This window comes from Emticicia sp. C21 (genome assembly GCF_003418935.1).
In the GTDB taxonomy this organism is placed as follows: domain Bacteria; phylum Bacteroidota; class Bacteroidia; order Cytophagales; family Spirosomataceae; genus Emticicia.
The window spans coordinates 16,268-28,541 of sequence record NZ_QVMT01000001.1; the positions used below are offsets into that span (position 1 = coordinate 16,268).

The 12,274-nt window shown below is 37.2% G+C and carries 12 protein-coding genes and 1 tRNA gene; 7 read left to right on the forward strand and 6 right to left on the reverse strand.

Annotation, left to right across the window (positions count from 1 at the left end):
* The first annotated feature begins 114 nt into the window (after positions 1–114).
* The 3 genes from D0T08_RS00070 to D0T08_RS00080 all read left to right on the forward strand — a co-directional run bounded on the left by D0T08_RS00070 (position 115) and on the right by D0T08_RS00080 (position 2,268).
* Positions 115–1,038, forward strand: a complete 924-nt coding sequence (locus D0T08_RS00070; RefSeq protein ID WP_116980535.1) for a sugar phosphate isomerase/epimerase — start codon at positions 115–117, stop codon at positions 1,036–1,038.
* A gap of 47 nt (positions 1,039–1,085) precedes the next feature.
* Entirely contained in the window at positions 1,086–1,778 is a 693-nt protein-coding gene (locus D0T08_RS00075) for a YafY family protein (RefSeq protein WP_116980536.1), read from the forward strand.
* A 76-nt stretch (positions 1,779–1,854) separates the two neighbouring features.
* Positions 1,855–2,268 carry a DUF1761 domain-containing protein gene (locus tag D0T08_RS00080; RefSeq protein WP_116980537.1) on the forward strand — a complete coding sequence of 138 codons (414 nt, stop codon included), beginning with the start codon at positions 1,855–1,857 and terminating at the stop codon, positions 2,266–2,268.
* Between the two features lie 78 nt (positions 2,269–2,346).
* On the opposite strand, the gene D0T08_RS00085 is transcribed toward D0T08_RS00080, so the two are convergent.
* The 5 genes from D0T08_RS00085 to pdxH all read right to left on the reverse strand — a co-directional run bounded on the left by D0T08_RS00085 (position 2,347) and on the right by pdxH (position 6,687).
* Entirely contained in the window at positions 2,347–2,862 is a 516-nt protein-coding gene (locus D0T08_RS00085) for a hypothetical protein (protein WP_116980538.1), read from the reverse strand.
* Between the two features lie 17 nt (positions 2,863–2,879).
* Complete coding sequence (locus D0T08_RS00090) at positions 2,880–3,395, reverse strand: hypothetical protein (RefSeq protein WP_116980539.1); 516 nt, start codon at positions 3,393–3,395, stop codon at positions 2,880–2,882.
* Positions 3,396–3,571: 176 nt separating this feature from the next.
* On the reverse strand, positions 3,572–4,192 hold the full coding sequence (locus D0T08_RS00095; protein ID WP_116980540.1) for a trans-aconitate 2-methyltransferase: 621 nt from the start codon (positions 4,190–4,192) through the stop codon (positions 3,572–3,574).
* A 24-nt stretch (positions 4,193–4,216) separates the two neighbouring features.
* Positions 4,217–5,818, reverse strand: coding sequence for a GMC family oxidoreductase (locus D0T08_RS00100; RefSeq protein WP_116980541.1), 1,602 nt, complete (start codon positions 5,816–5,818; stop codon positions 4,217–4,219).
* A gap of 227 nt (positions 5,819–6,045) precedes the next feature.
* Entirely contained in the window at positions 6,046–6,687 is a 642-nt protein-coding gene (gene pdxH / locus D0T08_RS00105) for a pyridoxamine 5'-phosphate oxidase (RefSeq protein ID WP_116980542.1), read from the reverse strand.
* Between the two features lie 232 nt (positions 6,688–6,919).
* Here pdxH and D0T08_RS00110 point away from each other — a divergent pair, with 232 nt between their 5' ends.
* Complete coding sequence (locus tag D0T08_RS00110; protein WP_116980543.1) at positions 6,920–9,223, forward strand: DUF349 domain-containing protein; 2,304 nt, start codon at positions 6,920–6,922, stop codon at positions 9,221–9,223.
* Positions 9,224–9,378: 155 nt separating this feature from the next.
* Positions 9,379–9,451 (forward strand) — tRNA-Thr (locus D0T08_RS00115).
* Between the two features lie 60 nt (positions 9,452–9,511).
* Here D0T08_RS00115 and D0T08_RS00120 read toward each other — a convergent pair.
* Positions 9,512–9,946 carry an energy transducer TonB gene (locus D0T08_RS00120; protein WP_116980544.1) on the reverse strand — a complete coding sequence of 145 codons (435 nt, stop codon included), beginning with the start codon at positions 9,944–9,946 and terminating at the stop codon, positions 9,512–9,514.
* A 299-nt stretch (positions 9,947–10,245) separates the two neighbouring features.
* On the opposite strand from D0T08_RS00120, the gene D0T08_RS00125 reads away from it, so the two are divergent.
* Together D0T08_RS00125 and D0T08_RS00130 are read left to right on the forward strand one after the other, a co-directional pair.
* Positions 10,246–10,623 carry a glyoxalase superfamily protein gene (locus D0T08_RS00125; RefSeq protein WP_116980545.1) on the forward strand — a complete coding sequence of 126 codons (378 nt, stop codon included), beginning with the start codon at positions 10,246–10,248 and terminating at the stop codon, positions 10,621–10,623.
* Between the two features lie 513 nt (positions 10,624–11,136).
* Positions 11,137–12,183, forward strand: coding sequence for a VWA domain-containing protein (locus D0T08_RS00130; RefSeq protein ID WP_116980546.1), 1,047 nt, complete (start codon positions 11,137–11,139; stop codon positions 12,181–12,183).
* The last annotated feature ends 91 nt before the right edge of the window (positions 12,184–12,274 follow it).

Here is a 12,274-nt window from a genome sequence, read left to right on the forward strand (position 1 = left end):
GAATTATACCGAAAAACGAATAAATTGATTTACACGAAGCATGTCGAAATATAATTTCACTTTACGTCTGTTTTTATTAAATTCAAGCCTATTTTAACAGCTACCATATTTACTATGAACCGTAGAGATTTTTTAGGCGCAAGCTCCGGAGGAGGAATCATGCTAAATGCTATTCAAACCGCTGCCCAACAAAGCCCTTATCAAGCCATACCTAATGCAGACCTGAAATTAAAAGTGCTGGCTACTAACTGGGGCTTCTCTGGGAACACCGATGCTTTTTGTGAAGCTGCCAGAAAAGAAAATTATGATGGCATAGAAGTATGGTGGCCGAACGAAAAGAAAGACCAACAGGAATTATTTGCTGCCTTAGACAAACACCAGTTAGAAGTTGGGTTTCTTTGTGGTGGCTATCAGAAAGACCCAAAAGATCATCTGGAGACTTTCAGGAAAGCTATCAATGCAGCTACCCAATCTGTCAAGAAACCTCTGTACATTAATTGTCATAGCGGGCGCGATTATTTTACTTACGAGCAAAACAAATTATTCATAGACCATACTACCGAAGCAAGCCAAAAGAGCGGTATCAAAATTCTGCATGAAACTCACCGTGGGCGAATGCTTTTTGCAGCGCATATTGCGCATAATTTTATAGAGAAGAACCCTGCCCTGCGTCTTACTTTAGATATATCCCATTGGTGTAATGTGCATGAATCTTTGTTGGAAGACCAAACCGAAGCTGTGCAAGCCGCTTTGGCAAGGGTTGATCATATTCATTCAAGAATTGGCCATCAGGAAGGGCCTCAGGTAAATGACCCACGAGCGCCTGAGTGGGAAAGTGTGGTAAAAGCACATCTGGCCTGGTGGGATAAAGTAGTAGAATATAAACTAAAGTCTGGTGATACGTTGACGATTCTTACAGAATTTGGTCCACCTAACTATTTGCCTACTCTTCCTTATACTAAACAGCCTTTGGCTGATCAATGGGGTATTAATGTGTATATGAAGGATTTATTGAGGAAGCGATATCTGAAAGGTTAAAAGGATAAATCTAATTTCAAAAAGACACCTCACAAAGATTCTAAAAAATGAGCCGCCAGGATACCAAACGTCTTTCAAGGTTAACTGCAACTCTCATACAGTTGCAGACGAAGCGGCTTTTGACTGCTGCAGAACTAGCTCATAAATTCGATGTAAGCACCCGTACAATTTACAGGGATATTAAAGCACTAGAGCAAGCGGGTGTTCCGATTGTGACTGAAGATGGCAGAGGTTATTCATTAATGGAAGATTATCGGGTGCCACCCATAATGTTTACAGAAAATCAGGCTAATGCTTTGATATTGGCAGAACAATTGGTTCTGAAAAATCCTGATGCTGCATTTATAATAGATTATATAGAGGCAGTAGATAAGATAAAAGCAGTGCTTAAACATAGTGATAAAGACAAGGCCAATTTATTATCTGAGCGAACCAGGTTCGACTTAAATCTGAATAGGCAAAGAAATAGTCATGTTTTATCAGATTTGCAATCTGCCCTCACCAATTTCAGCCTTACCAGAATTGAATATTCCAATGAAGCTAACGAAGCTTCCTCGCGATTAATAGAACCATTTGCCTTAGTTAGTACCACAGATAACTGGCTATTGATAGCCTGGTGCAGACTCCGAAAAGACTTTAGATATTTCCGCCTTGATAGAATAAAGCATTTAGAAGTACTTCCTGAAAAATTCTCACCTCATAAAATGACCTTACAGGAATTTTTTGATAAAAATTATTAGTACCCAAAATACCTTTGACATATGGTTGTCGCGCGCGCCATTTAAGTTTGCATCATAAACTTAAAAACATAATTTTATGATTAATCAAGTAGCAAACTTAAATTGGATTAGCGTTGCCATCGCCTTTGTCGTATATTTTGTATTAGGAGCCCTATGGTTTACTTTACTCTTTCCTAAGCCCTACAAAATTTCTTTGGGCAAAGAAAACGAAACATTGCCAAATAAACCGATTTTTATAGTTGGTCCTGCAATCTGTACACTTGTTATTACAGTTGTAACTACTGTCTTAATATATGCGCTTAATATTCAATCCATTAATGATGCACTAGTATTTTCTTTAATGATTGGTTTCGGCTATCTGGTTGCGAATACAACCAATATTGCCATAAATCCAAATATTCCAAGACCTATCTTATATAGTGTTATTAGTGGGGCTTATCATTTGGTGGGGATAATACTTGTAGGGGTTATTTTAGTAGTGATGAGATAAAGTAGCTGAAAAGAGTTTAGCTAGAGACAAGGATTTAACTCGCGATAATACCTTGTCTCTAATATAGATTAAGCAGAATTATTTCATTCTCTCAATGATCTGTTTCTCTAAAAACCCGGTAGATCTGACCTCTTTTAAACATAATCCCCTCACATGAGTATAGGCCGCTTTTTCAGTAATATAAGCCACCATATTAGCTAGCATTACAGTCATCGAGGTTCTGTTTTCTTCTTCCTTTACTTGAAAAATAATATCAGTCAAGACAAGTTCAGGTTCATAGGAATAATTCTTTAATTTTTCCCGGCCAACAATTACACGAGAACTACTATCCTCCGGAATTCCATTAGCGCTTTCAAACGTGAAAGTATTGATTCTATAAGGTTCGGACATGATTAGCCCATTTTTTCTATCTATTACCTTTAAGGAGATGTTATTTTTTAGACAATACTCAATAATATTTGTCATTACCTGGTCAGCAGATTTATCGAAAACTACTGTATAATCGCTCGGATAATTGCCTTTTAAAGGAATATAGTCTATTCGACAGGCCGACGTCAAAAATACTATTGTTAGAAATATTAATGTCTGCTTCATTACTGCGAGTAGTTTGGTTAATTATGGGCATTAAATATTTTGTCAATAATCTGCTTCTCTAAAAAACCAGTAGATTTGACTTGCTTTAGATATTCCCATTCAGAATACCATGCCTTTAGATCAGATAATCTAACAGTCAATGAGATTTTATTGTTTTTTTCATTTAATTTAAAATTTATAAAAGTCCAGATAATGGTAGGTGGCTGGCAATCTGCTATAAATTTTCCTGGCGTTTCACAGCCCAGAACCACATTAGCACCGTTTTCCCGAAGTGTTCCGTCTTGATTCTCAAATGTATAAGTTCCAAGTTTATACCATTGAGAAACTATTAATCCACTTTTTCTATCAATTATTTTTAATTTTATTCCACTTTCTGAGCAATATGCAATTATATCATTCCATAGCTCGTCAGAAGATTTTTCCGAAATTATAGTATAATCGGTTGGATAATTACCTTTTAAAGGACGGGTAAGCTTTTGTTGACAGCTTGAAAAAACAGATAGGATAAGCAGCAAACTTAATACTTTCTTCATCTCAGCAATTTAATTTGGATTTGATTCTATAGAATATATGTAAAGAAAATCCTTTTTCTCTTATTTCTTAAAGGTTTATCCTTAATCTTAATAAAAAAGTCAACGCAGTGCGTTGTCTCTACCAATATATGATTAAGTATTGATTAACAGGACTTAATCAAAGGCTAATTCCACCATTACCCATCATATTTAAAAAGACAAAAAGTAAACTTTTGCACAGTTCCATCAGATGTTGTGTGATTTACTTTGTTAGACTTTTTCTGCGTCAGACAACGGGCAAATACTTCGCTTAAATCATCGGCTGAATATTGGGTAATCTCCAGTCCACTACATTTTTTAGGACCACCTTCTGCAAATGTTCCAATCAGAAAATGTGCGCCAGCATTAAGCGACCGACAAATATTTTGGGTATAATGCTCAATTTCTGTAATCTCGGTCAGGAAATGAAATGTAGCTCTGTCATGCCAGAAATCATATTTTTCAATAGCTTTAAATGTCCCGGCATCTGCTATGATATACTTCACAGACTTACCTTTCTCTCCTAATCTAGCTTTAGTTTTACTCAATGCTTCTTCTGAAATATCTACCAAAGTAATATGCTCGTACCCTTTATCAAGCAGATAATCAACAAAACGGCTTTCACCTGATCCCATATCAATAATACTGTCAGTTTTAGGCAAATTCAATTTCTCAAAAAATTGTATAGAAGTTTCAGGTTTTTCCTGAAACCAGCTTAATTCTTCAAAACTTTTAGTTTGATATACTTTCTCCCAATGTGCTTTTAAGTCTTTGTTCATTGTTTTTAATCAAAAATTAGAAATCTATTTGAGCACCAAATCAGCTCCTTTCTCAGCAATCATATATACAGGAGCATTCGTATTACCTGATACAATAGTCGGCATAATACTGGAATCAATTACCCTTAAGCCTTCTATACCTTTTACCCGAAGTTGATTATCCACTACCGCCATTTCATCATTCCCCATTTTACAGGTACCTACCGGATGATAAACCGTTTCCAGTTGCTTTTGAATATGAAGCAGAATAGCCTCATCTGAGCTACAATCAGGTGGGGTAATGAGTCTATCTCTATATGGCTCAAATGCTTTGGAGTTGATTACATCAATAGCTTTTCTGGTAGCTTTTATAAGCGTAGTACTATCTTGCTCGTCAGATAAAAAATTAGGTTGAATAACAGGAGCATCCAGTGGATTATTACTTCTTAACCCCACATATCCTCTACTTCTAGGTCTTAATAAAGTAGGCAGGATTGTAAAACCATCATTTTGCGGAAACGTATTAATATCATACATATCAACCGAATAATCATCCCCAATTTGCAGAGAAGCATAATGAAACTGATAATCTACTCTATCTGGGCTATCATCTGTCATGCCAAACGCTGCAGCCTCTAGTGGACCAATTGTCAGGATACCTTTTTTTGTAAAAAGATATTGCATTAATGCCTTAGCCTGATTCCATTTAGATAAATAATGGTTTTGCCCGAATTGCTGACGAGACAATGCCGTAACACCCATAAACAAATGGTCTTGCAGATTTTTACCAACGCCGGGTAATTCCTTCTTGCAACTTATTCCTGCTTTTTTGAGTTCATCTTTATCGCCTATACCTGAAAGCATTAATAACTGTGGAGAATTAAAAGACCCAGCGGAGAGAATTACCTCTTTATTGGCTAAGATTTTTTCAGTAGTGTTTTTTCCTCTGATTACTTCTACCCCAATAGCCTTTTCATTCTCAATCAGCACCTGTTTTACTATCGTGCGGGTATATACGGTCAGGTTCGGTCGGCTCATGACGGGTTTCAGGAAAGCAGTGGCGGCACTATGTCGCTTAGCATCCTTTATAGTAAATTGCAGAAGTCCAACTCCTTCTTGCTTATCACCGTTATAATCTTTATTTTCTTTAAAACCATTCTCAATGCAACCTTGCACAAAGGCATCAGTAAAAGGCGTTTTATAATGTTTGGCATAGGTCACATTCAACAAGCCATCTTTGCCATGAAAAACATTATTGATTTGCTCGTTATGTTCCGATTTTTTGAAATAGGGCAATATTTCTTCATAATTCCAGCCTTCATTACCCAAATCAGCCCAATCATTATAATCTTCTTTATTCCCACGCACATAAGCCATGGCATTGGTTGAGCTGCAACCTCCCAAAGTTTTTCCTCTCGGCTGATATAACCTCCGATTCAGTACATGGGCTTGTGGCTCTGTCCAATAACCCCAATCAACCTCACTCCGATGCAGTTTTGCATAGCCGGCCGGAATATGAATTTCCATTTTCTTATCCGGCCCTCCGGCTTCAATCAACAAAACTTTATGATTTGGATTTCCTGAAAGACGATTAGCCAGCACACAGCCTGCAGAACCGGCACCAATAATAATGTAGTCGAAGGTCATATAAGTGAATAAGTTTTAGGTTAGTCAAAGGTCAATTACAACTAAGTAAATTATCGAATATATCTTAATTAAATAGTAGAGACAATGGCACCGCCTTGTCTCCAAAGGCTATGAAACTCCAAGGGCAATTAGTAGGGGTTCAAAATTTTGAACCCCTACTAATAAATGTGTATCTTAAAACTGATTCTTAAAACTCTTTATCAAAACATTTCTACCTCTCTATAAAATCAAGGGCTCAAACGCTCCATTCTCCAATCTCCATTAGTATCTGTAAATAGGATTCTGTCATGCAAACGACTTGGACGGCCTTGCCAGAATTCTATTCTTTCAGGTATTACCCGATAGCCACCCCAATAAGGTGGACGGGGAATAAAACCATCTCCATACTTTGCTTCCAGTTCCTTTTGTCTGTTTTCTAATTCTTCTCTCGTCACTACTTTTGATTGATGAGAAACCCATGCTCCAATCTGGCTGCCACGTGGCCTCACCTGAAAATATTCGTCTGATTCAATGGGAGTTGTCTTTACAATTTCACCCTCAATACGTACTTGCCTTTCCATTGCTCCCCAGAAAAAAGTCAATGAAGCAAAAGGCACTTCGGCTATCTCTTTTCCTTTATTACTTTCATAATTCGTAAAAAAAGTAAATCCACTCTCATCAAATCCTTTCAGCAATACAATTCGTCCATGCGGCTTGCCGTTAGATATGGTAGCCAGGTGCATAGCATTGGGCTCTAGTACCTTGGCATCTACGGCCTCATTAAACCATTTTTCGAATTGTTTAATAGGGTTTTCTAAAACATTTTCTTCAACTAATTCGTTGAGTACATAATTGAGTCGAAGCGCGGCTACGTCTGTTTTTTTATTCATTTTTGCAACGTTTTAGGCTTTTTTTACGTATATAAATATAAGCGGATTTATTTTTAAGCATAACAGAGTCAGGATAAATATTGTCTTTTCGGGTGAAAAAGCACCTTTTTTTCCGAATAATAATTTTTAGACCTACTCTGCGTGGATTGTTAGGCAAAAGTATTTGTATATTTATTACATTTGCAAATCTAATGAAAACATTCCACGTTACTACGAATCGTAACAATTACAAATGACGCATAAAGAATTGGATTTAGCAGAACCCGTTACTGATGCTGCTGAAGTGAAAGATTCGTCTTTAACAGAGGCAGAGGCTTCGGCCAATACTCAAGACTCTAAAGAAATTATGAACGAACCGAAAGATTCCATCGACACTTCGACTGATGAAACTGTTGAAGACAGCACAAAAGAGGTGAAAGATGAAGCGCCCGTTGCTGAAAGCACACAAGAAAATCCAGTATCCACAACAACTGAACCTTCTGCGGTAGATACTTCTACTGACGAGCCTGAGACAGCTGCTTTGGATATTGTGGATACTCCTATTGAAAATGTTGCCATCACAACCAATCCTGATGAAGCAACTGATGAAACCTCAAAACCTATTTTAGGCGAAGACGAAAGCCCGATGGAGGAAATTGTTGTAAGTAACGACCCAACCGTAATGGTAGAAGTATCGCCAAAACCTGTTGAGCCGGAAGAAGCTGCGATTGAAGAGCTTCCTCAAACTGTAGATTTAATTGAAGAAGAGGCTACTGGACATCATGGTGAAGAGGCTGATTACAGTACTTTTTCTAAAAAGGATTTCGTAGACCTTGGTGAGAAACTATTGGCTTCTATTAAGGCTGACGGCGTAAATATTTCAGATGTAAAAAATGCCGACAACGTAATGAAGGAAATCAAACCGATATTTGATGACCTGAAAGCACGTGATAAATCGGAGGCATTGAAAAAATATATTGCAGATAACGGTAATAACGAGGGCTTTGAATTCAAGAATGACAATTATGTCGTTCGTTTTGAATCATTGAGCGCGCAAATCCGTGATGCAAAAAACAATTTCTTCCAGAAAATAGAACGTCAGAAAGAAGATTATTTCGAACGCAAAACCAATTTATTGCAACGTTTGCGTGAAATAGTAGAGCAGGAAGAACAAGGTGGTTCTAAAAGCAACTGGCAGGAATTCAAAAAATTACAGGAAGACTGGAAAGCGGCAGGGAACGTTAATTCTCCGCATAATACCTCTTTATGGTCGGCTTATAACGCTTTGGTTGACAGGTATTTCAGTATCCGTCATATCCAGAACGAATTGAAAGATCTTGACCGTAAGAAGAACCTGACTGCTAAAACCGAAATAGTAGAGCGTATTGAAGCGATTGCCAAGACTCTGGAAGAAAGCGGACTGAGCAATACTACTTTGCGTCAGGCAAATGATTTGCTGGAAGAGTATAAACACATTGGCCCGGCACAACGTGAAGCACAAGACGAACTATGGAAGCGTCTGAAAGCTGCTTTCGATATTATTCATAACAAACGTCGTGAGCAATCGTCTCAGGCAGGGGCTTTGCAGGAAGAAATATTCCAGGCAAAATCTCGTCTGGTAGAAAATCTGAAACCATATATCTCTTTCAATACTGATAGTATTAACGAATGGAATGCCAAAACCAAAGAGATATTGGCGATTCAAGACCAATGGAACGGCATTAAAGGTGCCATGCCTAAAGAAAAAGGTAAAGATATCAGCCGCGAATTCTGGTCGTCTTTAAAGACTTTCTTCCGTAATAAAGGCGAGTTCTTTAACAAACTGGAAGCGGAAAGAGAAAGCAACCTGAAAGCCAAAACTTCATTGTGCGAGCAAGTGGAAGTTTTATTGGAATCGGGCGACTTCTCTCCTGCCAATACAGACAGAGTTGTGGAATTACAAAAAACCTGGAAAACGATTGGGCATGTACCTGAGAAATTCAAGGATAAAATTTACGACCGTTTTAAAAAAGCTTGTGATGCCTTCTTTAATGGCAAACGTGCCAAAGGAAACGAGGTAGAAAAAGAATACGAAGCGAATCTGCAACAGAAAGCAGCCCTTTGCGATGAGATTGAAGCAGCAGCTAAAGCAGGTGAGGCAGATTTGAGCAAGCTGGGTGGCTTTAAGTCTCGTTATAACGAGATAGGTTTTGTGCCGCGTAAAGAAATGCAGAACATTCAACGCCGATTTGTAGATGCCATTAATGCTTATGTTAAAGCAAGCTCAGGTGTAAGTGGCTCTGAAAAAGAGAAGATGCTGTTACAAAACGAGGTAGACGTAACCTTGAAAGGCGACAAAGGCAACTCGAAAGAACTGGACAAGAAAGAAAACGATATCCGCCGCAAGATGAAGAAAGTGGAAGACGATATCAACTTATGGCAAAACAATATCGAGTTCTTTGCACGTTCTAAAAACGCTGCTGCTGTTCGTACTGAGTACGAAGAGAAGATTAAAGGCGCTGAAAAAGAATTGGCTGAGTTGAAGCAGAAGTTGAAAATCATTGTAGCAGCTAATTAAAAAAATATTATTTCTTAACTCGTTGGTCGTCAACGAGTTAAGAAATTGTTAAAAAATATTTCAAAAAAACGCTTGCGTAGTATAGCTGAAAGCCGTAATTTTGCATCACGAAATCAGAACAACGGTAACACGAAGCGCTGAAATCAGAAATAAATGCCTCCATAGCTCAGCTGATAGAGCAACTGACTTGTAATCAGTAGGTCGCTGGTTTGATCCCGGCTGGGGGCTCAGAAAATTAAAAAGCCAAGAGAAATCTTGGCTTTTTTTTGTTGCTCAATAACCAACACCTCAATCAAGTGGATGATTATCTTTAGTCATAATTCTGTTATTATTCTTGATATAATCTAGTTGGTAATAAACTTCTGTATTTACAATCTCTTTACCCGAGGTCTCTCCTGGTATCCACTTGAATGGATTGGCTTTTATTAATTTATATGCATATTCATCATACCCCTGTCCAATACCTCGCCAGATTTTAGGGTCTATCACGTTACCGTCTTTGGCAACTACAAATACTAAAGTCACTTTGGAATCTTTTTTTGAACTTGCCGGAGCAGCTTTGCCCAATTTCTCATTATTAGCAGCTATCCATTCCGTGAATTCTTTAGTCGGAGAAGGCTTAATTTTAAGTACACTCCCCTGATATGAATAAATTGCATCATTTTGAGCAAATATTTTAATAGTACTTAATAGTAAGAAGATAATAATAGTCAGATTTTTCATACTTTTTGTTGACTAATAATTTTTCAGGTTTTACAAGATAACTCCCGAAATATAAACCAATATTATTTAACTTTCAAAAAATATTGGTTTACATTTTCAGATTGAGACTATTTTTAATTTGGTTGATTAATAACTGATACAATACTTATATATGATAAAAATAAAATCTCACAAATCCCCGAAAACAATTAGAGAATAAATTTGGATAAAGAGGCATTTTAGAATAAAGGAATTCTCAATAAATTTATATCAGCAACATTATCTGAAAACAAATCAGTCACCAACTCATCCAATCACCCATGAAACTCATCCCCCTATTCAAAGTCCGTAATATGCAGGAAGCTATCGACTTCTATACTAAGGTATTAGATTTCAAACAGAAATATCCGGAAGAAACGGCTGATGATCCGGTAGTAGATTTAATCAATGATGGCGCTGAATTACAATTAACCGAACATGAAAGTGAAACTCTCTACGGTAGTGTGGTGAATATTCCTGTTACTGATATTGACGAAAGGTTTCAATGTTATCTTGATCGAGGTTTGAATATTTCTGGTAAGCCAAACTCACCGGTTCACCAAGGCCCGGTAGACCAAACCTGGGGTGCAAGAGAGTTTTATGTAACAGACCCTAGCGGAAATACCTTGAGATTCAGACAATGGATTTCTAGTGAATGACAAGATTTATTATGGCAGAGGAGTTTATTTTAAATAAAAATACCTCCGCCATGAGCAGAGGTATTTCCTTAATCAAACAATTAACAATTTAACTGTCCTATGGAACGAACAGGCTTAATAAGCGTACGTTTATTAAGTTTTTTTCAATCTTTTCAGACTATATCTTCAATGCCACCTTATTTTTAAAAGAATATGGCAAACAAATCTTCCGGTAATGATTTTATCTTCTAAACTTTTTCAAACTTATCGAATCAAGCCGAGACTACCAATTAAAAAAACATTAAGAGGGTGAAAGTCAATTATTTATCCCTAAAATTAAATTCTATCAGAAGCTCAAAATCTGTTAGTTAATCGTCTTTATATCAAATAGGCAACCTGTATCATAAATTTAATATTCTTCTCACCTTATCACATTTGCAGTTATTTTTCGTTAGAAATGCAAAGACCAACCAATAGAAATACTTAATTTGCAAGACTTTTACGTGCTTATACTAAATAAAACCTATTTTCACCATGACAAAGAAGATTTTCCTTGGCGGATTACTAATCATTTGTGCCTTCCTTTTTAATTCATGCGAACAAGATCCCAACCGCAATTGTCCTGATATTTTCTACGAAGACCTGGTTATCACGGCTATTTCAGCGCCTAAAATTGTACCCGGCAGTAGCAAATTAAGTATGATTTTGAAGGTAAACGAGAATTCAAGCAAGTTTCTACCAGTTTCAGGTTTAACAACAGGAAATTTTAAAGTATATGAGCAAGGCTCTAATGACGAATGTGCGAATGCCATTTCTGAAAGTGAGGCCAATAAGCAATTTTCACCAAGCCCGCAGAAATTCAGACATAATACGCTGATTGTGCTTGATTTAAGTGCCAGCGTTACCTCTACCGCCCTGACTCAGCTTAAAAGCTCAACTATTAGTTTTATCAATAATATCATTACTACCTCAGGCGATGATTCATATCTGGTGAGTATCGCCTGGTTTGATGGAGAAGATAAATTGAATACATTGGTTGATTTTACCTCTAATAAAAGTCAGTTAACCAATGCAGTGCAAAACCTGAGTGCGAGTATCTCGAAAGACCCATCGACTGATTTATATGGTGCGGTTATCAAATCGGTTGATCGAGCTGAGCAGCGCTTAAAAGATTTACAGAAAGAGAGTTATATCTCAGCGTTTTCTATAGTTGTATTCACTGACGGAACTGATCAGGCGGCGCGCTATTCTAAACAAGTAGCATTAGACAAAGTAAGCAAAGCTAACGCTAAAATATCATTATTTACCATCGGCTTAGGTACTGAAATTGATAAACCCGTATTGACTTCTATTGGTAAAAATGGGGCAGTTTTCCCTCAAAATAAAAACGAACTGGAAGCTAAATTCATTGAATTAGCCAGAGTAGTAAAAGGAGAAGCTAACAGTTATTATCTGTTTGAATATTGCTCTCCTAAAAGAGCCGGAAAGGTGGGTTTAATTTTGGTGGTATCATATGATGCTAAAAAAGGCACTTATACAACAACCTTTGATGCCAATGGGCTGACTAGTAATTGTTTTTAAGAGACTTCTGATAGATTACAGCCTCAACCTTACAGTTGAGGCTATTTTGTTTATACACAGAGTTCTAAGTAGGTGAAATTCAATATTAAGA